24 protein-coding genes are annotated in these 21,151 nt (G+C 71.2%); 16 read left to right on the top strand and 8 right to left on the bottom strand.

The genetic code is table 11. The features are described 5' to 3' along the window. The first annotated feature begins 69 nt into the window (after positions 1-69). The 4 genes from MOV08_RS21235 (at position 70) to MOV08_RS21220 (ending at position 5,025) form a co-directional block, all read left to right on the top strand. Positions 70-762: a hypothetical protein gene (locus MOV08_RS21235; protein ID WP_275308548.1), complete on the top strand. Its 693-nt coding sequence runs from the start codon at positions 70-72 to the stop codon at positions 760-762. A gap of 329 nt (positions 763-1,091) precedes the next feature. Further along, complete coding sequence (locus MOV08_RS21230; protein ID WP_039641251.1) at positions 1,092-2,450, top strand: serine hydrolase domain-containing protein; 1,359 nt, start codon at positions 1,092-1,094, stop codon at positions 2,448-2,450. A gap of 179 nt (positions 2,451-2,629) precedes the next feature. Then, entirely contained in the window at positions 2,630-3,769 is a 1,140-nt protein-coding gene (locus tag MOV08_RS21225) for a pyridoxal-phosphate-dependent aminotransferase family protein (RefSeq protein WP_275308547.1), read from the top strand. 464 nt (positions 3,770-4,233) lie between these two features. Beyond that, entirely contained in the window at positions 4,234-5,025 is a 792-nt protein-coding gene (locus MOV08_RS21220) for a TetR/AcrR family transcriptional regulator (RefSeq protein ID WP_275308546.1), read from the top strand. 15 nt (positions 5,026-5,040) lie between these two features. Here MOV08_RS21220 and MOV08_RS21215 read toward each other — a convergent pair whose 3' ends face one another. Next, positions 5,041-5,493, bottom strand: a complete 453-nt coding sequence (locus MOV08_RS21215; protein WP_039634654.1) for a GNAT family N-acetyltransferase — start codon at positions 5,491-5,493, stop codon at positions 5,041-5,043. A gap of 91 nt (positions 5,494-5,584) precedes the next feature. Beyond that, positions 5,585-6,070, bottom strand: a complete 486-nt coding sequence (locus MOV08_RS21210) for a MarR family winged helix-turn-helix transcriptional regulator (RefSeq protein WP_039634652.1) — start codon at positions 6,068-6,070, stop codon at positions 5,585-5,587. 131 nt (positions 6,071-6,201) lie between these two features. Here MOV08_RS21210 and MOV08_RS21205 point away from each other — a divergent pair, with 131 nt between their 5' ends. Next, positions 6,202-7,422, top strand: a complete 1,221-nt coding sequence (locus MOV08_RS21205; RefSeq protein WP_039634650.1) for an MFS transporter — start codon at positions 6,202-6,204, stop codon at positions 7,420-7,422. 57 nt (positions 7,423-7,479) lie between these two features. Here MOV08_RS21205 and MOV08_RS21200 read toward each other — a convergent pair whose 3' ends face one another. Next, complete coding sequence (locus tag MOV08_RS21200) at positions 7,480-8,010, bottom strand: DUF2269 domain-containing protein (protein WP_275308545.1); 531 nt, start codon at positions 8,008-8,010, stop codon at positions 7,480-7,482. A 151-nt stretch (positions 8,011-8,161) separates the two neighbouring features. Between MOV08_RS21200 and MOV08_RS21195 the strand changes: the two genes are divergently transcribed. From MOV08_RS21195 to MOV08_RS21185, 3 genes are all read left to right on the top strand, one after another. Continuing rightward, positions 8,162-8,800: an HAD family hydrolase gene (locus MOV08_RS21195; RefSeq protein ID WP_039634646.1), complete on the top strand. Its 639-nt coding sequence runs from the start codon at positions 8,162-8,164 to the stop codon at positions 8,798-8,800. Between the two features lie 459 nt (positions 8,801-9,259). After that, the gene (locus MOV08_RS21190; RefSeq protein WP_275308544.1) at positions 9,260-11,137 is read left to right on the top strand and encodes a globin domain-containing protein; all 1,878 of its coding nucleotides are present in this window, start codon (positions 9,260-9,262) and stop codon (positions 11,135-11,137) included. Positions 11,138-11,192: 55 nt separating this feature from the next. Further along, positions 11,193-12,065: a pyridoxamine 5'-phosphate oxidase family protein gene (locus tag MOV08_RS21185; RefSeq protein WP_275311843.1), complete on the top strand. Its 873-nt coding sequence runs from the start codon at positions 11,193-11,195 to the stop codon at positions 12,063-12,065. A 25-nt stretch (positions 12,066-12,090) separates the two neighbouring features. On the opposite strand, the gene MOV08_RS21180 is transcribed toward MOV08_RS21185, so the two are convergent. The 5 genes from MOV08_RS21180 to MOV08_RS21160 all read right to left on the bottom strand — a co-directional run bounded on the left by MOV08_RS21180 (position 12,091) and on the right by MOV08_RS21160 (position 16,187). Continuing rightward, a complete protein-coding gene (locus tag MOV08_RS21180) occupies positions 12,091-12,570 on the bottom strand; it encodes an NUDIX domain-containing protein (protein ID WP_039634641.1) in 480 nt (159 codons plus the stop codon). A gap of 54 nt (positions 12,571-12,624) precedes the next feature. Then, positions 12,625-13,521: a LysR family transcriptional regulator gene (locus MOV08_RS21175; protein ID WP_275308543.1), complete on the bottom strand. Its 897-nt coding sequence runs from the start codon at positions 13,519-13,521 to the stop codon at positions 12,625-12,627. Between the two features lie 97 nt (positions 13,522-13,618). Beyond that, complete coding sequence (locus MOV08_RS21170; protein WP_275308542.1) at positions 13,619-15,073, bottom strand: tyrosine-type recombinase/integrase; 1,455 nt, start codon at positions 15,071-15,073, stop codon at positions 13,619-13,621. Further along, complete coding sequence (locus tag MOV08_RS21165; RefSeq protein WP_275308541.1) at positions 15,043-15,552, bottom strand: ImmA/IrrE family metallo-endopeptidase; 510 nt, start codon at positions 15,550-15,552, stop codon at positions 15,043-15,045. The genes MOV08_RS21170 and MOV08_RS21165 overlap by 31 nt, the downstream gene beginning before the upstream one ends. A gap of 89 nt (positions 15,553-15,641) precedes the next feature. Continuing rightward, positions 15,642-16,187: a helix-turn-helix domain-containing protein gene (locus tag MOV08_RS21160; RefSeq protein ID WP_275308540.1), complete on the bottom strand. Its 546-nt coding sequence runs from the start codon at positions 16,185-16,187 to the stop codon at positions 15,642-15,644. Between the two features lie 202 nt (positions 16,188-16,389). On the opposite strand from MOV08_RS21160, the gene MOV08_RS21155 reads away from it, so the two are divergent. The 8 genes from MOV08_RS21155 to MOV08_RS21120 all read left to right on the top strand — a co-directional run bounded on the left by MOV08_RS21155 (position 16,390) and on the right by MOV08_RS21120 (position 21,127). Then, complete coding sequence (locus MOV08_RS21155; protein ID WP_275308539.1) at positions 16,390-16,692, top strand: helix-turn-helix domain-containing protein; 303 nt, start codon at positions 16,390-16,392, stop codon at positions 16,690-16,692. Next, on the top strand, positions 16,689-17,606 hold the full coding sequence (locus MOV08_RS21150) for a YqaJ viral recombinase family nuclease (protein ID WP_275308538.1): 918 nt from the start codon (positions 16,689-16,691) through the stop codon (positions 17,604-17,606). Before MOV08_RS21155 ends, MOV08_RS21150 begins: the two co-directional genes overlap by 4 nt. Continuing rightward, positions 17,603-18,406, top strand: a complete 804-nt coding sequence (locus MOV08_RS21145; RefSeq protein ID WP_275308537.1) for a recombinase RecT — start codon at positions 17,603-17,605, stop codon at positions 18,404-18,406. Before MOV08_RS21150 ends, MOV08_RS21145 begins: the two co-directional genes overlap by 4 nt. Next, complete coding sequence (locus tag MOV08_RS21140; protein WP_275308536.1) at positions 18,403-18,750, top strand: hypothetical protein; 348 nt, start codon at positions 18,403-18,405, stop codon at positions 18,748-18,750. Before MOV08_RS21145 ends, MOV08_RS21140 begins: the two co-directional genes overlap by 4 nt. Beyond that, complete coding sequence (locus MOV08_RS21135) at positions 18,744-19,118, top strand: RusA family crossover junction endodeoxyribonuclease (RefSeq protein WP_275308535.1); 375 nt, start codon at positions 18,744-18,746, stop codon at positions 19,116-19,118. Before MOV08_RS21140 ends, MOV08_RS21135 begins: the two co-directional genes overlap by 7 nt. Before the next feature lie 61 nt (positions 19,119-19,179). After that, positions 19,180-20,136: a mucin-2 gene (locus tag MOV08_RS21130; protein WP_275308534.1), complete on the top strand. Its 957-nt coding sequence runs from the start codon at positions 19,180-19,182 to the stop codon at positions 20,134-20,136. Next, positions 20,133-20,678, top strand: coding sequence for a zinc finger domain-containing protein (locus MOV08_RS21125; RefSeq protein ID WP_275308533.1), 546 nt, complete (start codon positions 20,133-20,135; stop codon positions 20,676-20,678). Before MOV08_RS21130 ends, MOV08_RS21125 begins: the two co-directional genes overlap by 4 nt. Continuing rightward, positions 20,678-21,127, top strand: a complete 450-nt coding sequence (locus MOV08_RS21120; RefSeq protein WP_275308532.1) for a single-stranded DNA-binding protein — start codon at positions 20,678-20,680, stop codon at positions 21,125-21,127. The genes MOV08_RS21125 and MOV08_RS21120 overlap by 1 nt, the downstream gene beginning before the upstream one ends. Positions 21,128-21,151 lie beyond the last annotated feature (24 nt).

Raw genomic sequence — 21,151 nt, 5'->3', positions numbered from 1 at the left:
TGCGTGAACGGAGACGGTACGGGCCCCGGACGGCGGGCGCGATCGGTGATCGAGGGAGGAAGCGGGCGGATGGATCCGGAGCTGCCGGTGGTGCGGCTGTGCGTGGCGGGCATGCAGGCCGAGGCGGAGGGGCGGGCGGAGGCGGCGCGGGACCTCTTTCAACAGGCATGGGACGGTGCCCGCGACGACTACGAGGCATGCATCGCCGCGCACTACCTCGCGCGGCATCAGGACTCGCCCGCGGAGACGCTGCGCTGGAACCAGGAGTGCCTGGACCGTGCCGACCGGGTCGGCGACGAGCGGGTACGGGACTTCTATCCGTCGCTGTACGTGAACATCGGGAACGCGCATCGGGAACTCGGTCAACTCGCCGTGGCGCACCGGTACTTCGTGCGGGCGGCCGAACGGGCGGCCGATGCGCCCGAGGGGCAGTACGGCGACTGGAACCGCTTCGCGATCGCGGAGGGACTGCGGGACACCGCGGACGCGGCGGCTGTCGAAGGCGACGAGGAGGCCGGTGCGCGAGGGGGCGTCGCAGAGGGCGTCGAGCGGCCGGTCCGGGAGCTGTTCGCGCGGTGGTGCGAGCGGGGCGACCTCAAGGCGCTGGGGCTGGTGCTCCCGGCGTATCTGGGATATCTGGGGACGGACGAGGACCGGGTGCGTCTGCGGAGTGCGCTGCACATGGTGCACGCGGCGCGCTGGCTTCCCGAGGGCGAACAGAGCCTGTTGGAGGAGGCGATGGGGGCGTTCGCCTTGCGATGACGCGTGGAGGTTTCACGTGAAACGCCGGGGCTGCGGCGTGCAGATGTTTCACGTGAAACGGCGGCCCGGTGACACCTCCCTGTTTCACGTGAAACAGGGAGGTGCCGGGGGCAGCGGTCAGGGCAGGATGGCGGCGCGGTGGGTAGTCGCTCGCCGCCGGCGCGGGCCCGCTGAGCCGGTCCTGCTGGGTGAGAAGTTTGTTGAGGAGCGTCATGACGGTGGTGGAGTCCGCGCAGTCGCAGGAGCCCGAGTCGCGTGAGGGAAGGGCGCGTGAGGTGGTCCCGCGCGGCGGTGCCATCGTCGATTCGGCCGAGGCGTATGTGGAGTTGATGCCGCAGACGCGGCGGGCGTTGCTGCGACGGCTGGCGATCGCGCAGGCCGAGGGGCGGGCGCCGTCGATGATGGGTGCGGTGGTCCGTGGTGGCGAGGTGGTCTGGACGGGCGCCCGGAGTGCGGTGGACGGTGAGGTGCCGCACGGCGATGTGCAGTACCGGATCGGCTCGCTGACCAAGAACTTCGTGGCCGTGCTCGTGCTCCGGCTGCGGGACGAGGGGCTGTTGCGGCTGGACGACCCCATCGGGACCCATCTGAAGGACGTCCCGGTGCCCGAGGCGACGATCGCCCAACTCCTCTCGCACAGTGCGGGATTGGCGGCCGAATCCCGTGGTCCGTGGTGGGAGCGGACCGCCGGAGAGCTGCGGCCCGAGCCCGCCGATCTGTTCGGCGAGCGGCCCCGGCTGCACCCGGCGGGGCGGCGGCACCACTACTCCAATCCCGGCTACGCCGTGCTCGGGGCGCTGGTCGAGCGGCTGCGGGACGGGACGCCGTGGGGCGAGGTGCTGCGCCGTGAGGTGCTGGAGCCGCTGGGCATGGCCCGCACGACGCTCCGGCCGGAGATGCCGCATGCGGGCGGCTGGGCGGTCCACCCCTGGGCCGATGTGATGCTGCCGGAGCCGGCGCACGACACCGGGCTGATGGGCCCGGCCGGGCAGTTGTGGTCAACGACCGAGGACCTGTGCCGGTGGGCGGCTTTCCTGTTGCGGGGCGACGAGCGGGTGCTGAGTGCGGCGAGCCTGGCCGAGATGCGGACCCCCGCGGTGCCGCCGGAGGGCGACGGCTGGGACGCGGGCTACGGCCTGGGTACCCAGCTCGTCCGGCGGAGCGGGCGCCGGTTGGCCGGGCACACCGGGTCGATGCCAGGGTTCCTGGCGGTGCTGTGGGTCGATCCGGAGGAGGACACCGCGGCGCTCGCGCTGGCGAACTGCACCTCGGGCATTCCGATCGGCACGGTGGCGGCCGACCTCCTGCAGATCGTCGCGCACCACGAACCGCGGATCCCGGAGCCGTGGCGCCCGCTGCCGGGCGCGGTGGACGAGGACCTGTTGGCCCTGACCGGGCCCTGGTACTGGGGCGCGAACCCATTCGCGCTGCGGCTGACGGGTTCCCGCGGGCTGGAGTTGGTCACGCTGTCCGGTGTGGGGCGCACCTCGCGCTTCCGCGCCGAGGCCGACGGCACCTGGACCGGGCTGGACGGCTACTACGCGGGCGAGACGCTGCGGGTGGAGCGGGCACCGGACGGTACGGTCACTCACCTCGACCTGGGGACCTTCGTCTTCACGCGTGGGCCCTACGAGCCCGCCGGGCCCGTGCCGGGCGGCGTGGACCCCGAAGGTTGGCGGGGCATCTGACCCGGCGAGGAGTGCCGAGCGGGCGCGGGGCCGGGCGGCCGGTTCCGCGCCGCGGGTGAGCCGAGGGTTCCGGGCAGCGGCCCGGGCCCGTACGGCGGGCATTCTCCGGGCGGACGTACAGTCGAGCGAGATGTCAGGAGCCGCCGCAGTGCGCGGCTCGCTACCGCTGGAAGGCCACTGTGACTGCCGTGACTGCGAATGTCGACGCCCCGGTCCTGCTCGATCTGCCTCCGCTCGACGCCGCCCGTTTCGCGCGGATCGAGGACAAGGTCGCGGCGCTGATGCGCACCCGCTGCGATGTCGTCGCGACGCAGGGCGAGGCGCTGCTGCCCCTGGAGGCATGCATCCGCTCGGCCGTGCGACCCGGCAGCACCGCCCTCAACATCATCACCGGCCCCTACGGCGAGACCTTCGGCGGCTGGCTGCGCTCCTGTGGCGCGGAGGTGGTCACCCTCAGCGCGCCCTTCACCGGCGCGGTCACCGCCGAGCAGGTGGCGGACGCCCTGCGGGAGCGCCCCGAGATCGACTTCGTGAGCCTGGTGCACGCCGAGGCGGCGACCGGCAACACCAACCCCGTCGCCGAGATCGGTGCGGTGGTGCGTGAGCACGGGGCCCTGCTGATGCTCGACGCGGTCGCCTCGGTGGGTGCGGAGCCGCTGCTCACCGATGAGTGGGGAGTGGATCTGTGCGTGATCGGCGGTCAGAAGGCGCTGGCCGGGCCGGCCGGGGTCTCCGCGGTGTCGGTCAGCGCCCGCGCCTGGGAGCGCATCGCGGCCAATGAGCAGGCGCCGCGCCGCTCGTACCTCTCGCTGCTGGACTGGAAGGAGCGCTGGATCGACGCCGGGCGCACCGCCCTTCCGCACGCCCCGGCGCAGTTGGAGATGCTGGCGCTGGAGCAGGCCGTGGACCGGATCGAGGCGGAAGGGCTGGACCGCGTCATCGCCCGTCACCGGGCCGCTGCCGCGGCCATCCGGGCGGGTGTCGCGGTGCTCGGCGGGCCGGTGCCCTATGTGATCCGGGACGAGCACGCGGCGCCGGCCGCCACCACGCTCCGCGCGCCGGCAGGGGTGGACGCCCGTGAGGTGGTCGCTGCCGCGGTCGCCGCCGACGGCGCGGTTCCGGTGCAGGCCGCCGCCGGCGCCCTGGCGGCGGAGATGATCCGGGTGAACCACTACGGGCAGGCCGCGGACCGCGCGGTGGTGCTTGCCTCGTTGGCGGCGCTGGCGACCGGCTTGCGGGCGCTGGGGGTGGAGGTCGACGAGGACGCGGCGGCCGGCGCGGCAGGCGCGGCATGGGACGAGGTCATCGCCGCGGCCTGAGCCGTGCGGTTCTGCTGACTGCTGACCCGTCGGGCGCCTTCTTGGCCGTCGGACGCGCCCTCGACAGGAGGGCCCCGGGTGTGGTCTGTTTCACGTGAAACAGACCACACCCTTTTTGCTGCCCGTGCCCGTGCCCGTGCCCACCGCTCGTGCTCCGCGCCCCGCGTCCAGCTCCAGGTCCCCAGCCCAGCTCTCGGCCACCAACTCGTCGTCTCCGGTCTCGTCGTCTCCGCCTCGTCATCCCGCGTCGCAGCCGCCGGCTCCGCCGCTGCCTCGTTTCCGCGTCGCGGCAGCTGCCTCCTCTCCCGCCGTCCCGTTCCCCGGTCCCGGCCCGGTCGTCCTTCTTCCGCGTGCCGATCCGCACGCATGTTTTAACGCCCTCGTAGAATCGGAACGCTCAGCCCGGTTGTCCCCCCGGGTGTGGAACGCGGAGGAGCAGGGTGGTTTCAGGAGGCGTGCGGGGTGTGGACGGCCGACCGGTGGTCGCCCGCGCGGATGCCCGGCGGAATCGTGCGCTGGTGCTCCAGGCGGCCCGATCCGCCTTCGAGGAACGGGGGTTGGCGGTCCCGCTCGACGAGATCGCCCGACGTGCCGGGGTCGGTGCGGGGACCGTCTACCGCCACTTCCCCTCCAAGGAAGCCCTGTTCAGGGAAGCGGTCAGGGATCGGATGTGGCTGTTCGCCGATGCCGCGGGGGACTTGGTCGACGCGGACGACCCCGGCGGGGTGTTCTTCCGCTTCCTGGCGTCGGTGGTGCGGCTGGCCGCCCCGAACCGGGCGCTGTGCGAGGTGTTGGAGGCGGCCGGGGAGGGCGGCCCGGCGCCGGCGGGCGAGGGGCCGGCGGGTCCGGATCTGGAGTTCCTGGTGGCCCTCGGCGTGCTGCTGTCCAGGGCCCAACAGGCGGGCGCGGTACGGGCGGACGTCGATCTGGACGACGTCCGCACGCTGCTGGCCGGGTGTCTGGCGATGGAGCGCCGGCGGTCGGTCGGGCGGGGCCCGGCGGGGCCGGACCCGGCGCCCGACACGGCGCCGATGGGCCGGATGACGGCGCTGATGCTCGACGGGCTGCGCGCCGACCGGTCCGTAACGGAACTGCCGGTCGCCGCGCCGATTCGTCACGAAACCCGGTGTCCGGTGTGCGATGCGGCGCTCGTGGCGGCGCGCACCGGGCGGCCCGCCCGGTACTGCGGCGGAGCCTGTCGGCAGAAGGCCCACCGGGCGCGGGCGCGCCGCACTACTCCCCCGGACCGCGGCTGACCGCCTTCCGGCCGGTCAGAGCTGGCGCTTGAAGCCCAGGTGGGACGCCTCGAAGCCGAGGCGCTCGTAGAAGCGGTGCGCGTCGAGGCGAGTGGCGTCGGAGGTGAGCTGGACGAGCTGGCAGCCGAGGCGACGGGACTCCGCGACCGCCCACTCGACGAGCTCGGTGCCCAGGCCGGAGCCGCGCTCGTCGGCGTGGATCCGTACCGCTTCGATGATCGTGCGGGTGGCGCCGCGCCGGGAGAGGCCGGGGATCACGGTGAGCTGGAGCGTGCCGACCACGCGACCGTCCCGCTCGGCGACGACCAGGTGCTGTTTCGGGTCGGCGTCCAGCGCGGCGAACGCGGTGCGGTAGGGCGCGAGGTCGTCGGGGGACTCGCGGCTGGCGCCCAGGGGGTCGTCGGCGAGCATCGCGACGATGGCCGGCAGGTCGGCTTCGGTGGCGCGTCGTATCTCAAGGTCGCTCATGGGCGTGACCCTATGCCGCCGCTCCGGGCCGACCCAGGGCATCGGCTGGGTGCTGCCCGGCGCCCCGACGAGTATGGGGTGGTCTGTCCCGCTACGCGGAGGCGCCCAGCGTCTCGACCGCCGTCACCAGCGGCGCCAGCTCGGGGCGTTGCGCGGCGTCCTGGAGGGACTCGCGCAGGGCGGTGTCGTGCGTGGGCCGGGCCTCTTCGACGAGGCGCAGTCCGTCGGGTGTGACGTCGGTGTAGATGCCGCGCCGGTCGTCGGGGCACAGGTAGCGGGAGAGCAGTCCGCGCTCCTCCAGCCGGGTGACCAGTCGGGTGGTGGCGCTCTGGCTGAGCACGACCGAGTCGGCGACCTGGTGCATCCGCAGGTGGCCGCCCGGTCCGTCGTGCTGCTCGCTGAGGACGTTGAGGACCGAGAACTCCCGGACGCTCAGGCCGTGCCGGGCCTGGAGGGCCCGCTCGATGTGCGACTCGATGCGGCCGTGCAGGGCGGAGAGCGCGCACCAGCCCTGGGCGAGGCTCCCGGTGGCCGTGCCCTGCGTCGTCGTGGCCGTCTCCCGCGTCCGCTGTGCCATCGCAGACCTCCTCATCCGTCGTGGGACCAGGATATGGCACATCTGAAATATCAGGCGCTTGCAAGTAAAGTCGTTCGCAATTATTGTGAGCGCTGGTTTGGGATGGGTGCAATCAATCGGAAGGATCCGCCATGCCTCTCGCTCTCCTGGCGCTCGCCATCGGCGCGTTCGGGATCGGCACGACCGAGTTCGCAGTCATGGGCCTGCTACCCGACATGGCGGCCGACTTCGGCGTCTCCATCCCGCTCGCCGGCTACGCGACCACCGTCTACGCCCTCGGGGTGGTGGTCGGCGCGCCCCTGATGACCGTGCTCGGCACCCGCTTCACCCGGAAGCAGATGCTGATGCTGCTGATGGGCCTGTTCGTCGTGGGCAACCTGCTCACCGGTCTCGCGCCCACCTTCGGGCTGGTGCTCGCCGGCCGGGTCGTCGCGGCGTTCACGCACGGCGCGTTCTTCGGCATCGGCTCGCTGGTGGCCGCCGACCTCGTCGCCCCGGAGAAGCGGGCCGCCGCGATCTCGCTGATGTTCAGCGGCCTGACCGTGGCCAACGTCGTGGGCGTGCCGGCCGGCACCCTGCTCAGCCAGCAGTACGGCTGGCGCACCACCTTCTACGCGATCGCCGTGCTCGGCGTGCTGGGGCTGCTGGGCATCGTCAAGCTGGTCCCGGCGCAGCGGGACAGGGCGGCCGCCCGGATCGGCAGCGAGCTGGCGGTCTTCCGCGACCCGCAGGTCGGTCTGGCGATGCTGATGACCGTCCTCGGCTTCGGCGGGGTCTTCTCGGCCATCACCTACCTCGCCTCGACGATGACCGAGGTCACCGGGTTCGCACCGTCCTCCGTGATCTGGCTGATCGCGGTCTTCGGCATCGGGCTGGTCGGGGGCAACCTCGTCTCCGGCCGGTTCACCGACCGCGCCATGATGCCGATGCTGTACGCGTCCCTGACCGGGCTGGCGGTGGTGCTGGCCGCGTTCACCTACACCGCGCACCACAAGATCGCCGCGCTCGTCACCGTCGCGCTGATCGGTTTCTTCGGCTTCGCGACCGTGCCGCCGCTCCAGAAGCGGGTGCTCGACCACGCGGCGGACGCCCCCACCCTGGCCTCGGCCGGCAACATCGCGGCCTTCAACCTCGGCAACGCGCTGGCCGCATGGCTCGGTGGCCTGGTGATCTCGGCCGGGCTGGGCCTGACCGCGACCAACTGGGTGGGCGCGCTGATGACCGTTGCGGCGCTGGGCGTGGCGGTGCTGGCCTCCTACCTGGAGCGCCGGCAGCGGGGCGGTGGACGGGTGGTGGCCGCGGGCGGCCCGGCCGCGACCGCCGACGAGACCGTTCCGGCGGCGCGGAGCTGAGCGTTCCGGTCGCCCGACCCGGTGGGCCGCACGGCAGCGGCCCGCCATCAGGGCCCCTCAGGACGGGGCGCCCACCCGCTCCCGGTTCCCGGCCGACCGTGCCCCGCGCGGTCGGCCGCCGCGTCGGGTGCGTCCCCACGGCTTGAGGACCGCGAGGGCGGTGAGGAAGAGGTAGAGCACGGAGGCGACCGCCGGTGCGACCAGGACGCCGGGATCGGGCGCCGGACGGCCGGTGGCGGACGCCGCGGCGAGGCCGGCGATGCCGGGACGGAGCGCGAGCAGCGTCAGCCCGACGGCCAGGAGCGTCGACCAGAACTTGGTGAGGACCCAGCGGTACCGGGCGAGCCCCCAGTGGGTACCGAGGGAGAGCGCGATACCGCTGGCCAGTGAGGCCGCCGCCACCGGGAGCACCAGGAAGTCCGTGAGGACCCCCATCGCCCGGTAGGCGGCCACGGCGGTCTCCGCGGAGCCGGCCGTGAAGCCGGCGATGCCGAGGGTGAGGAGTCCGGCGGTGAGCCCCAGCCAGCTGACGGACACGGCGACGTGGACGACGAGGAGGGCCCGGCGGACGGGCCGGCTGAGCTGCATGCCTCCACGGTGGCGGGCGGCGCCCGGGCGGGCATCTGACGAGGGGAGTATTCGCGCGTACGCGGCGGCGAGTACGGGCCGCGGAGAACCGCCGCCCACGTGTTTGCCGCCCGCCCCACCGGGTCCACGGGACAGGCCCTAGGCTCCGCTCATGAGCAAGCTGCATCTGTTCGACATGGACGGAACCCTGCTCCACGGCTCCGCGGCCGCCGTCGAGATCTCCCGGCAGCTGGGGCTGGACCGGGAGATCGCCGAGTTGGAACGGGCCTTCGCGGCCGGAGAGCTGACCCCGGCCGGCTTCGCGCAGCGGGCCTGCGTGCTCTGGGCCGCCGCCGACCTGACCGACGATCAGGTGCAGGCGGCATTCGAGGGCGCGCCGTGGATGGACGGCATCCGGGACGTGTGGGCCGACATCCGGGCGCGCGGCGAGAGATGTGCCGTGATTTCTCTCTCGCCGGGATTCTTCGTCGAACGGCTGCTGGCGTGGGGTGTCGACACCGCGCACGGCTCCCGATGGCCCGCGGTGCCGCTCCGGAGACCGCTGGAACCGTCCGGCATCCTCTCGTCGTCGGCGAAGGTGCGGATCACGGACGACCTCTGCGCGCGGTACGGGCTGACCCGGGGCGACTGCGTGGCGTACGGCGACTCCATGTCGGACGCCGAACTCTTCGCGGTGGTAACGGAGTCGGTGGCGGTGAATGCGGATCACCATGTCAGTGACCTGGCCACATATGCGTACACGGGACGTGATCTGCGTGAGGTTTACGAACTGGTGCGTACCGGCGAGTAATTCGGTGGACCGCGTGCTTTCCCTGGTGGATTCGTCCGCTGTGGGCACGGAAATTGTGGTCTGTGGGGAGGATCACTGCTATTGGCGGGGCCGCGCCGAGTGTTCCCAGATCGGGGCTTGTGGTTTCAACTACTGCCGGTATGGTCGAGTCCGGCTTGGCGGGGGTGAGGGTCTCCGTGGGCTCGTGGACAGCCGGGCAAAGCTCGTCAGCCTAGCGGGGAAGCGGCCCGTGGTACCCGGACTTCCCGCTGTTTGTCCGGTGTCGTGGGGCTGGGTGGCATGCTGACGGGATGCCATCTGCACCACTTGTCGCAAGGAAGTGAGACGTGTCCGCTTTAAGGGATGTTGCCGGAATCGCTTGAGTCGATTAAGAATTCCGGGCAGGACGGGGGAATTGCGGGCAGTTCCGGTCAGTGGAACGGCGAAGACAACCGAAAGACGTTCGAGGCGAGGCAGACCATGGACGCTCCGACCACCACGTCGGCCGATAGCGGCTCTTCTGGCGGCAGCAGTGGCGATTGGGGTTGGTTCACTCCGCCGGCGAAAAAATCTTCCGGAGATCAACAGGCCCGGAACAACAACCAGGATGGGCGGCAAGCATCACGGGGTGACCGTGACGAGCCGGGCGAACACGCCGAAAGGGAGCGGATACCCAGCCGTCCCGTCAACCCGATACGGCCGGTGGGCACCGCCGCCGAGCGGGAGACCGAGCCGGAGCCGCAGCGGGTGCCGCGACAGGGTCCGCAGCCGGGGTGGGATACGGGACAGCAGCCCGGCCCCGCCGCCACCGCCGCTCCCGTCGAGCGGCCCGAGCCCGCCGCCCCGCGCCCCGCGGTCGAGCCGGAACCGGTCCACGAGCCCGCCGCGCGGACCCCGTTCGACGCCTTCGGCTTCGTCGACCCGCGCACCTCGACGGCCGGCTACGCTGCCTCTGCTCCTGTGGCTCCTCCGGCTCCTCCGGCCCAGGCGGCTCCTGCGGCCCCAGTAGCCCCGCCGGCCCCGTCTGCCCCCACAGCTCCTTCCGGGTCCCCTGCTCCTCCCGCGCCTCCCGCACCCTCGGCCCCTGAGGGCTCTCCGGCCCCCGCTGCTTCGTCCGCCCCCGCGGCCTCCCCCGCGCCATCCACACCTCCGGCACCACCCGCCGCGGAACCCTCCCTGGCCACGTTGCAGGCCACCGGCTCGTCCGACGAGGGGGCCTCTCCCGACGCGGTCCTCATCCGCCGCACCATGGCCGAGATCGAGCCCGTGGCCGACAAGGTCACCTCGTACTTCTACGCGCTGCTGTTCGTCCAGCACCCCGATCTGCGGGCGCTGTTCCCCGCCTCGATGGACGCCCAGCGCGACCGGCTCTTCAAGGCGCTGCTCACCGCCGCCCAGCACGTCGACAACGCCGAGGTGCTCACCCAGTACCTCTCGCAACTCGGCCGCGGGCACCGCAAGTACGGCACCCAGCCCGACCACTACCCGGCGGTCGGTATGTGCCTGTTGAGCGCGCTGTCCCGTTATGCCACGGCCAGCTGGAGCCAGGAGACCGAGGACGCGTGGGTGCGCGCGTACACCGCGATCTCCCAGATCATGATCGACGCGGCGGCCGAGAACGAGGCCGTCGCCCCGGCCTGGTGGCAGGCCGAGGTCGTCGCGCACGAGCTGCGCACCCCCGACACCGCGGTGGTGACGGTCCGCCCGGACCAGCCGTACCCGTTCCTCGCCGGGCAGTACACCAGCCTGGAAACCCCCTGGTGGCCGCGGGTCTGGCGGCACTACTCCTTCGCCTCGGCGCCGCGCTCCGACGGCCTGCTCTCGTTCCATGTGAAGGCGGTGCCGGCCGGCTGGGTCTCCAACGCGCTGGTGCACCGCGCCCGGCCCGGCGACGTCCTGCGGCTCGGTGGGCCGGCCGGCTCGATGACCGTCGACCACTCCACCGGCAACGGCCTGCTGTGCGTCGGCGGCGGCACCGGCATCGCGCCCATCAAGGCACTGATCGAGGACATCGCGGGCCACGGTTCCCGGCGCCCGGTGGACGTCTTCTACGGCGCGCGCAGCGACCACGAGCTCTACGACATCGACACCATGCTGCGGCTGGAGCAGACCCACCCCTGGCTGACCGTCCGCCCGGTCGTCGCCATCGGGCCGGGCACCCGGGGCGGCCCCGCCACGGTCACCGGCCAACTCCCCGACGCGGTCCGGAAGTACGGCCCGTACCGGGAATACGACGCGTACCTGTCGGGTCCGCCGGGACTGATCCGCAGCGGTGTGGAGGCACTGGTGGGGGTCGGTGTCCGGGCCGAGCGGATACGGCACGACTCCATCGAAGAGCTGGTATCGACGGGAGACTGAGGTCTTGGCAGTTGACGGGGAACACGGCCGGGCGAAGGAGGGACGGGGTCTTCGCCTGCCGGTGGAGCGGCCCGGGAGCGATGGTGAGCACCTGGTACAGCAGAGACTCGGGACGACCGCGCGTGCCGACCGCTTCTACGCGGACCAGGTCCTGGACCACCTCAACGTGCGGATGCAGGAGTTCGTCGCCCGCCAGGAGATGTTCTTCCTGGCCACGGCGGATCGGCACGGCGAGTGCGACTCCACCTTCCGTGCCGGGCCGCCCGGATTCGTGCGGGTGCTGGACGACCGGCTGCTGGCGTACCCGGAGTACCGAGGCAACGGCGTCATGGCCTCCATCGGCAACATCTCGGAGAACCCGCGACTGGCCATCCTCATGATCGACTTCTCCCGCGACCGGATCGGGCTGCACGTCAACGGTCGGGCCCGGGTCGTGCTCGACGAGGAGATGCGGGCCTGCTACCCGGGCCTGCCGGTGGACCCGGTGCCCGGGCGGCGGGCGCAGCTGTGGGTGGCGGTCGAGGTCGAGGAGGCGTACATCCACTGCGCCAAGCACATTCCGCATCTGCAGAAGGTCCCGGCGAAGGAGCGCGGCGCCCGGGCCTGGGGCACCGACGACGTCAGGCGCAAGGGCGGAGACTTCTTCGGGGCCGCCGCCGAAGTGGCGCAGCGACCGCTGTTCCGGCGTCCGCAGCGCGCCAACGAGCATCTGCGCGGCGGGCTGCACGAGGACGCGCCGGAGCACGGGTACGGGGCCGAACCGGTGGCCCTGCCCGGCCCGCGGAGCCCCCTGCGGGACGGCCTGGCCGCGGAGCTGAACGGGGAGTTCCTCGACCGGGTCGAGCAGGTGCTGGCGCGCGCCCAGCCGCGCCGCCCCGCCGAGGACGCCCCGGAGTTCCGCGGCTGGTTCGACCGGCGCGACGGCTGACCCGGAGCGCTGCCGGGGGCGGGCCCTAGCCCAGATCGGGGGCGTGCATCGCGCGCACGCCCTCGATGTTGCCGTCCAGGTAGTGCCGCAGGGACAGCGGGACGACCTCGACCGAGGCGATCCCGACCCGGGTGAAGGGCACCCGCACGATCTCGTACTCGCCGCACGGCTCCTCGACCTCGGGGCCGTGCCGGCGGGACGGATCCATCGAGTCCAGCCGGCAGGCGAAGAAGTGCTGCACCTTGACGCCGTCCACGCCGCCGTCGGTGATGTGCTCGACGGTGTCGACGAAGACCGGCACCACATCGGTGACCTTGGCGCCCAGCTCCTCGTCCAGTTCACGGTGGAGGGCCTCGATGACCGTGGCGTCCCCGGGCTCCACGCCGCCGCCCGGAGTGATCCAGTACGGGGCTCGACCCGGCTTGGTGCGCTTGATCAGTACGAGATCCGCTCCGTCGAGCAGAATCGCGCGGGCGGTGCGTTTGACGACTGGCCGTACGGTCATAGGGGACAGATGCCGCAGTCACGGCCTGGTGAAACCCCTGTCCCAGCGCTTACGTCACCAGTGCGCCGCGGTGCGCAGCAGCCACTCGTGCGCCCGCGCGATGTGCGGTAGCCCCAGCGTCCCGGTCCGTACGGCCAGGAAGTAGGTGCGCAGCGGGGGCACCGGCGGGTCGAGGAGGGCGACCACCGCGCCGCTGGCAAGCGCCTCGGTGCACAGATAGCGGGGCAGGACGGCCAGTCCCGCGCCCGCCGTGACGCAGGACAGCACCGCCCTCAGGTCGCCGGCGACGACCGCGGCGGAGGCGGTGGGCTTGGCGTCGAAGACGGCGGCCCAGTAGCGGGCGATCAGCGGCAGGCTCTCGTGGACCTCGACCAGCGGGACCGGGTCCAGTGCGCGGACGCCGCGGGCCTGCAGGACGTCGGGGTCGCCCAGCCGGGCCGCCCAGTGGGGCGCGGCGACCAGCACGTGTTCCTCGTCGCACAGCGGGGTGGCGGTGAGCAGCCCGCCGCGCGGCCGGGTGGTGGTGACCGTCAGGTCGTGGTGGCCGGCGGCCAGGCCGTTCAGCAGCTCGTCGGTGTCGCCGAAGGCGGTGCGTATGGACAGGCCCTGGGTGATGAGCGGGCTCAGGGCGGGTAACGCGCGCTCGGCGGTGAACTCCGGTGGGCCGCCGAGGTGGAGCGTGCGGGTGGGGGAGTCCTGGTCCAGCCCGGCCTCGGTGATCTCGGTGAGGGCGTCGAGGTGCGGCGCGGCCTTGTGGGCGAGTTCGTCGCCGAAGGTGGTGGCGGTGACGCCACGGGCGCAGCGGACGAAGAGGGGGCGGCCCAACCGGCGTTCCAGCGTGCGTATTTGGCTGGTCACCGCGGGCTGGGAGAGTCCGAGCAGCGCGGCGGCCCGGGTGAACGAGCCGGCCCGGTGGACCGTCACGAAGGTACGCAGCAGTGCCAGATCCATCGCGTACCTCCTGCGCCCCTCGGAAGCCTGGTCGCGGGCCAACTATAAATTTGTCGATAGGGCTGTGTCGCTAGCGTGATTGGACACTGACGCTCAGTCAACTAGCCTTGTTGAAGCGGTTCGTTTCACGTGAAACATCGGTCTGTGAGACGTCCGGACCGGACTCACGGGAACCGCCGGCCGGCAGGGTGACGAGGGGGGATACCCTGCCGGCCGTTCCATGTAGGCGCTTCACCTGCGGTTTCGTGTCCGTTGGCGGCTTCCAGATGGGCGCTGGGGAGTCTGTGGGGAGTATCAGCACCAGGGGAGCGCGCCGGCCCGGTATGCCGAGCAGGGCGTCGATGGCGGCCATGCCCTTCGTGCCCGTATCCGGGATGAAGTGGGCGTAGTACTCCAGCGTGATCGTCGGGGAGTCGTGGCCGAGCCAAGCGGCCAGCGTGACGATCGACTCGCCCGCGTGCAGCACCTTGGAGGCGAAGGTGTGCCGCAGCGCGTGGAAGCCGTACTTGCGGGAGTGAGGGAACCGCCGCCGTATGGTCCCGGGCGGCGGCGTGGGGATCACGTCCGCGGCCACGAGCGCGGGCTTCCAGACGTAGCTGTTCCAGTCCTTGTAGTTGATCGCCTTGCCCGCCGCGGTGGTCAGCAGCAGACGGTGTTTCTGCGTCTCCGTGGCGTCCTCGGCGCCCCAGGGCAGCTCCACCTCGGTCGGCGGGTACTCCCGCATGTACGCCCGCACTTCCTGGGCCACCGATCGCGGCATCTTCGCCACGCGGGTCTTCTCGCCCTTCGGCAGCTTGAAGTAACGCTTCGCCCCGTTGTCGATGCGCACCTGGCGACGCACGTGCACGACCAGGTTGTCGAAGTCGAAGTCCTCGACGGAAAGCCCGAAGACCTCCCCCTGGCGTAGGCCGCACCCGACGCCGATGATTACGGCGATCCTGTGCCGGCCGTCGATGCACTCGCGTACTCGGTGGACGACGGCGTCCGACCACGCTTCCCGCTTCTCCTTGGTCTTTTTCGAGGGGAAGACCACCGAGCTGGAGCGGGCAGGGTTGGACGGGATGCGTTTGTCCTCGACCGCGATGTCGAGGATGTTGGCCAGGAGCGAGCAGATGGTGTGCCCGTAGCTGCTGGCGAGAGCGGCCTGCTTGGTGTCCGTCAGGTACGCGATGAACTTGCGGATCCCGGCGGAAGTGATCGCGTTGAGCGGCACGGCGCCGAACGCGTCCCGTATGTAGTTGAGCCGGGCGTCGGTGAACTTGCGGCTGCCGGCCGCACCGCCGCGCCCCGGCAGCCAGTACTCGTCGACGTACTCGTCCATCGTGATCGAGCCGTCGCGGGGGTCGGTGAAGGTTCCCCGGCTACTGTCCGTCTGGGAGTCGGTGAGCCAGGTCTTGGCGTCGTCGTGCGTGTTGAAAGACCGGTCACGCACTCCGGGTATGCCACCGACTCTGTAGCGCTTGCCCTTGCCGTAGCGGGCAGTTCTCTTGCGCTTGCCGGTCTTGGGGTCCTTTCTCTTGGTCAGCCAGCGATCCTCAATGTATCCAGGCATTCCAGTTCTCTTCGGCGTATGCGAAGCCGCACGCGGAGCATGTGCTCGGTGACGTTCAATTCCTGGGCAGCTTCCTCGGGGGAGGTGGCCCAACGCAGGACGGCTTCGAGATCTACAACGGGGATGAGTTTGCGGGCCGCGCCCTCATCGGCGCGGATCTCCTGGCGTCGGGCGCACAGGCGGCCGAGGGCGGTGCTGTGGCTACATTCGTCGTCGTTGCTGCGGGCGTGCTCGATCTCGTGGGCCAGCGCGCAGCGCTCTTCCACGTGAGTCAGCTGGTCGGCGACGATGATCAGGCAGCGGGAGGGCACCCACCACGCCCAGGAATCGCGCAGCGGCGCGTACCGGATGTGCAGGCCCATTTCCTCGGCGGCCTCCCACGGGGAGTAGGGAGCACGAGCCAGGATGGGGCGCCGCTGGGCGGGCACGGTCTCGCGGCGCGACGTAGCGCGCGCGTCGTCGAAGGCATGGGAAGGCATGCGTCCCCGTTTCAACTCTTGCAAGACGGATGTTGATCTTGTCGGGATTCATCCATTGTGCGCAAGTCGAAACTTTGGGTAATAGTTTGCTACCCCTTGGTCTGCTCCTCGTCGAAGGAGCGGACGACTTCGTCGACGATCGCCCGGTCTGACGCGGGGCCCCCTTCACCGCCGGGGGAGTGGGCTACGGCTTCGAAGTGCTCCTGAGTAAGGCGGTCGTTCGCCTTTCGCGTGGAGAAGACGCAGGCCAGCAGCGCTTCCGCGGCGGCTTCGAAATCGGCCACGGCTTCCTGGGGTGCGCCCAACTCTCCACATACGCGGCTGAATTCCATGGCCCCTGCGAGCGCCCGGAGCGCTTTGCCGGCGTGTGCCGCTTCCGCTATCGGGCGCAGGGGTACGGAGTCCCTTCCCTCGACGATGTCGTCCACTCTGCCCGGAGGCCAGCCGAGGGCGGCCTCGATGTGCGTAAGGGTGTACGGCTTTCGTCGCTTGGGGGCGGTCCCGGATTCGGCGTTCTTCACGCTTCCCACGGATACGCCCGCTCGATCCGCCAATTCGGCCTGGCTCAGGCCCTGACGTTCCCTCTCCCGCCGGATCGCGACCGCTAGCCGCTTCCAGCCTGATGGCTCGTTCAAGATCCTTGCCTATTCGTTGGCCTACGTGACTGGGCAACGCTACTTCTCCCTCCGTTTCGTCTGCAACGCATGGAAACGCGCTGAAACGCAGCCTGCCACGAATAGCCAACGAATGTCCATCGTTTGCTTGCTTCGTTGTCTTTCGTTGGCTAACTTCATGCCTGTCCAAGATCGCCATCTATTGGGTGACCAGGAGATATGCATGTCGCTCGCTGTCCCCTCGACTTCGCAGCCGCAGGCCGGTGCCTCGGAAGCCGTGGTCATGAACACCAAGCAGGCCGCCGCCTACCTCGGCGTCGCGATACCGACGCTGCGCACCTGGCGGCATCGTCGCCGCGGCCCGAAGTCCTTCCGCATGGAGGGGCACGTCGTGTACCGCCGCGCTGCGCTTGATGCGTTCCTCGACGCCTGCGAGGCGGCCGATTCGCGATCCAACCCGGAGTTGGACCCGCTCAACCAGGCGCGCGCCGCTACTCGGCGCGCGGTTGTGGGGGTGCCCCGATGACGGCGCCTGGGATCTCGGCCGCCCGGCTGCTGGGAGCTTTCGAGCCGGGAAGCCGTGAATGGGAGGAGGCCCGGTCGGGACGGGTGGTGACGGCCACCGATGTAGCCGCGATCGTCGGGCTGTCTCCGTGGATGTCGCCGTTCTCCTTGTGGCACCACAAGGCCGGCACGGTCCGGGCCGATTCGGCGCCGAACACGGCGATGTCCTGGGGCAGCCGGTTGGAGCCGGTGATCGCGGAAGCCTTCGCCGATGCCCACTCCGACCTCGTTGTCCATGCGACTGGCACCTGGGAGAACGGAGTGCGGCCGTGGCAGCGGGCGACGCCCGACCGCCTCCTCACCCCGGCGCCCGGCGGCCATCCCTCCGTGCTGGAGATCAAGACGTCGCGCTACGGCGAAGGCTTCGGCGAGCCGGGGACCGATGAGGTGCCCGTCTACTACCGGTGCCAGGTGCTGTGGCAGCTGGACACGCTCGGCCTGGAGGCCGCGCACATCGCGGTACTGATCGGCGGGCAGGACTATCGCGAGTACCTCGTCCGGTACGACGAGGACGAGGCTGTGTTCCTTCGGGAGCAGGCCGCCGCGTTCCTGGCCGGCATCGAGTCCGGCACCCCGCCGCCCTTGGACGGCCATGCGGCCACCTACCGCACGGCGCAGCGGCTGCCGGGCGGCGTCGAGGAAGTCGTCGCGGACATCTCCCCGGCGGTCGCCGAGGCGTACCGCGCTGCGCTGCTGGACTACCGCCGTGCCGAGGAGGCCAAGCGCGAGGCGTCCTCGGCCGTTCTGGCCGCCATGGGGCCAGCGAAGAAGTGCCAGGCCAGCGGGCGCCTGGTCGCCACTCGCACTGTCCGCGAGGACGGCACCACCCGCTCTCTCATTCCTCACCCCAGCTACGTGAAGGCGGCTACCGCATGACTTCCCCGATACGGGCCGCCGTGGCCCGCCGCGCCGGCGACCCGGCCGCGCTGGTCAGCCAGTACACCGCGGACTTCGCTGCGGTTCTGCCCTCCCACATCAAGCCCGCCACCTTCGTCCGGCTCGCCCAGGGCATCCTCCGCCGGGACGAGAAGCTGGCCCAGGCCGCCGCGAACGACCCGGGCCAGTTCATGTCCGTCCTGCTGGATGCCGCCCGTCTCGGCCTCGAACCCGGCACCGAGGCGTACCACCTCGTGCCGTTCAAGGGCCGGGTGCAGGGCATCGTCGGCTGGCAGGGCGAGATCGAGTTGATGTACCGGGCCGGCGCGGTCTCGTCGGTGATCGTCGAGACCGTCCGCGAGGACGACGTGTTCGTCTGGACCCCGGGCCTGGTGGATCGCGAGACTCCGCCGCGGTGGGACGGGCCGATGTCCTACCCGTTCCACGAGGTGGAGTGGGCCGGCGACCGGGGACCGCTCCGGCTCGTGTACGCCTACGCCGTGATGAAAGGCGGCGCGACCAGCAAGGTCGTGGTCCTGAACGCGCAGGACATCGAGCGTGCGAAGAAGACCAGCCAGGGAGCCGACAGCCCCTCCTCGCCGTGGCGGCAGCACGAGGCCGCCATGTGGTCCAAGACCGCGGTGCACCGACTCGCCAAGTACGTGCCGACGAGCGCCGAGTACATCACCGCCCAGGTCCGCGCCGTGCGCCAGGCCGGCACTCACCCGGCAGCCGCCGAGGAGTACGTCGACGCCGAGCTGGTCGGCGACGGCGGCCAGGAGCAGGGGGGCGGACAGTGACCGCCACCGTGCTGGCCGAGGCCCGCGCCGAGCGGAGGGCGAACGCTCTACTGGAGCGCATCCGGGGAGCCTCCGACACCGGACAGCTAGCTCTCGTCCAGGCCATCGTGCTCGATCACGCCCTCGGTGGCGCGGAGTTCTCCGCGAACGATTTCCGTGAAGTCCTCCCCGACGGCATCCCGCACGGCTTGTTGGGCGCAGCGATCCGTGGTCTGGCCGCCTCTCGCAGGATCATCAACACCGGCCGCACGGTCCCGAGCACCTCCCCGGCTACTCACGGGCACCGCATCGCCGTCTACCGGCTGACCGGACCCGGCCAGGAGAAGGGGGCGCCGACATGGTGAAGGCGACACACACCGTGGAACTTCCGCCCGGCATGACGCTGTTGAACTCCAATCACCGGGTGCACCACTACCGCCGGGCCCGGATCGTCAAAGCGCTGCGCAACGCGGCCAAGGAGGCCGCCGCCGGTCTGCCCGCCCTCGACGGCTGCGGCCCCGTGCGCATCATCGCCGTTTTGCATCCTCACGACCGACGGCGCCGGGACCCGGCGAACTGGTATCCGTCGGTCAAGGCCGCGGTCGACGGCCTCGTCGACGCCGGCGTCCTCACGGACGACGACCACACGCGCGTGATCGGCCCCGACATGCGCCTGGGTGACGTCGTGTGCGGCACCCAGCTGGTGCTGCACCTTCACCCCCTGGCCGCGTGAAGGCCGACTCGCAACATCCCGACCGACCACACTCCCTTGCCCTGGAAGGAGCCAGCACGCCATGTGGGCGAAGCTCGACGACGGCTTCCACTCCCATCCCAAGATCCGTAAGGCGGGGAACGCGGCGGTCGGGCTGTTCGCGCGCCTGCTGTCCTACGCCGGGCAGCACATGACCAACGGCATCGTCGTCGGCGCTGTGGCGCGCGACTACGGCACCGGTCCCCAGCTGCGCAAACTGACGGCCGTCGGGCTTCTTCATGAACACGGTCACGTCTGCGGCGCCTGCGCCCAGCCGGACCCCGGCGACTACGTCGTGCACGACTTTCTGGACGCCAACCCAAGCCGTGCCCAGGTCCGGCAGGCCCGGGACAAAGACGCACGGCGCAAGCGGAACGAGCGAAACCGGGACGCGCCCCGTCCGCGGAACGAGGACGATTCGGCGCCCAATCGCACCCGAACCGCGCCCCATCCGGGCCCTGAACCGCACCCCGATTCCGGCAAAGAACCGCAGGCCAACGGCGGGCGTCACACCGGACGCCTCGCGGGCGTGCGCGTAGACCCGTCCCATCCCGACCCGTGTTCTCTCCCTGAAGGGAGAGAACAATCCCCCCAACTCCCCCCACGGACCGCGCCCGCGGCCGGCGTCCCCGACTTCGCCCACCAGCTCGCCGACCGACTCGCCCATGCCGGTGTTCATGTCGCCTGGGGGACTGACAGCCAGGACCGCCAAGCCCTGCGCCAACTCCTGGACCGTGTCCCGGTCGAGCACCTGGTCCAGCACGCCGTGCGCACCTGGAATCCGAACAACCCACCCCGCACCATCCGCTACCTGATCAAGGTCTGGGCCGGCCTGCCCGCGGTGCCCGCCGACGCGCCGCTGCACCCGACAGCCGGTGGCACAACAGCGCCGCCGGTGCTGTCCACGGGTGAACAGCGCGCTGCCCAGGGTCTCGCCCTTGCTGCCCGGCTCCGTGCCCAAGAGACCGACACCGACCTGCTCCTGGAGGCTCTGCCATGACCCCGGCCGAACTCGCCGAAGTTCTCGGCTTCGCAGCCTTCTACGACAACCGCACCCTCGGCGAAGGCGACGTCCGCGCCTGGCATCTGATCGTCGGCCACCTGGACGCCGCGGACGCCAAGCAGGCCGTCGTCACCCACTACGGCACCACACGCGACCGCATGATGCCCGCCGACATGCTCCGCCTGGCCACGCACACCCGCGAGGACCAGGCCGCTCACATCCAAGGGCCGGGCCTCCCGCCGGAGATCCCCGATGCCGATCCCGACGACGTCCCCGCCTACCTGGCTGCGGTGCGCCAACAACGCCATCGCGCTGCCGTGACCGGCACCCGTCGCCCCGTTCGGGAACTCCTGGCTGGTGTTGGCCGTGCACTCCCCCGCCCTACGCGCGGCACCGGCCCGCGCAGTGTCCCCTGTGCCACCTGCGGCGCCGAGATTGGCCGCGCATGCACCCGCCCCAGCGGAGCGCGCCGAGCCACTTACCACTCTGCCCGCATCGATGCCGCCCCGCCCCGCGCCTACCTCCAGGAGATCTCGTAATGGCCCTGCCCACGATCACCGCCACCGGCAACCTGGCCGCCGACCCCGAACTCCGCTGCACCCCGAACGGCACCCCCGTTGCCACCTTCACCCTCGCCTGCAACGACAACCGCAAGAACGACCGCGGCGAATGGGAACAGGTCGGCACGACCTGGCTGCGGTGCACCATCTGGCAGCAGCGCGCCGAACTCACTGCCGAACAGCTCACCAAAGGCGACACGGTCACCATCACCGGTCGCCTCAAGCAGGACGACTACGAGAAGGACGGCGTCAAGCGCACCGGCTACCAGGTCGACGTGATCGAAGTCGCCCGCCCCCTCCGTCCCGGAACCAGCCGACAAGGCGCCGCGGCTGACGGAACCGGCACGGCGACGAGCAACGAGCCGTGGGGCAGGCCGAGCGGCCTGCAAACCGGCACACAGCCGCTCGCGCAGCGCCCCCCGTTCTGACGCCCGGACTTTCGCACGTCGGAG

This window comes from Streptomyces yunnanensis (assembly GCF_029011865.1).
In the GTDB taxonomy this organism is placed as follows: domain Bacteria; phylum Actinomycetota; class Actinomycetes; order Streptomycetales; family Streptomycetaceae; genus Streptomyces; species Streptomyces yunnanensis.
This window is presented reverse-complemented; position numbering and strand designations above follow the sequence as displayed.

Coding starts and splice junctions, on each gene's coding strand:
- MOV08_RS21235 (WP_275308548.1), top strand. CDS start 70: ATGGATCCGGAGCTGCCGGTGGTGCGGCTGTGCGTGGCGGGCATGCAG.
- MOV08_RS21230 (WP_039641251.1), top strand. CDS start 1,092: ATGCCGCAGACGCGGCGGGCGTTGCTGCGACGGCTGGCGATCGCGCAG.
- MOV08_RS21215 (WP_039634654.1), bottom strand. CDS start 5,493: ATGAGCGACCTTGAGATACGACGCGCCACCGAAGCCGACCTGCCGGCC.
- MOV08_RS21210 (WP_039634652.1), bottom strand. CDS start 6,070: ATGGCACAGCGGACGCGGGAGACGGCCACGACGACGCAGGGCACGGCC.
- MOV08_RS21205 (WP_039634650.1), top strand. CDS start 6,202: ATGCCTCTCGCTCTCCTGGCGCTCGCCATCGGCGCGTTCGGGATCGGC.
- MOV08_RS21200 (WP_275308545.1), bottom strand. CDS start 8,010: ATGCAGCTCAGCCGGCCCGTCCGCCGGGCCCTCCTCGTCGTCCACGTC.
- MOV08_RS21195 (WP_039634646.1), top strand. CDS start 8,162: ATGAGCAAGCTGCATCTGTTCGACATGGACGGAACCCTGCTCCACGGC.
- MOV08_RS21190 (WP_275308544.1), top strand. CDS start 9,260: ATGGACGCTCCGACCACCACGTCGGCCGATAGCGGCTCTTCTGGCGGC.
- MOV08_RS21180 (WP_039634641.1), bottom strand. CDS start 12,570: ATGACCGTACGGCCAGTCGTCAAACGCACCGCCCGCGCGATTCTGCTC.
- MOV08_RS21175 (WP_275308543.1), bottom strand. CDS start 13,521: ATGGATCTGGCACTGCTGCGTACCTTCGTGACGGTCCACCGGGCCGGC.
- MOV08_RS21170 (WP_275308542.1), bottom strand. CDS start 15,073: ATGCCTGGATACATTGAGGATCGCTGGCTGACCAAGAGAAAGGACCCC.
- MOV08_RS21165 (WP_275308541.1), bottom strand. CDS start 15,552: ATGCCTTCCCATGCCTTCGACGACGCGCGCGCTACGTCGCGCCGCGAG.
- MOV08_RS21155 (WP_275308539.1), top strand. CDS start 16,390: ATGTCGCTCGCTGTCCCCTCGACTTCGCAGCCGCAGGCCGGTGCCTCG.
- MOV08_RS21150 (WP_275308538.1), top strand. CDS start 16,689: ATGACGGCGCCTGGGATCTCGGCCGCCCGGCTGCTGGGAGCTTTCGAG.
- MOV08_RS21145 (WP_275308537.1), top strand. CDS start 17,603: ATGACTTCCCCGATACGGGCCGCCGTGGCCCGCCGCGCCGGCGACCCG.
- MOV08_RS21135 (WP_275308535.1), top strand. CDS start 18,744: ATGGTGAAGGCGACACACACCGTGGAACTTCCGCCCGGCATGACGCTG.
- MOV08_RS21130 (WP_275308534.1), top strand. CDS start 19,180: ATGTGGGCGAAGCTCGACGACGGCTTCCACTCCCATCCCAAGATCCGT.
- MOV08_RS21125 (WP_275308533.1), top strand. CDS start 20,133: ATGACCCCGGCCGAACTCGCCGAAGTTCTCGGCTTCGCAGCCTTCTAC.
- MOV08_RS21120 (WP_275308532.1), top strand. CDS start 20,678: ATGGCCCTGCCCACGATCACCGCCACCGGCAACCTGGCCGCCGACCCC.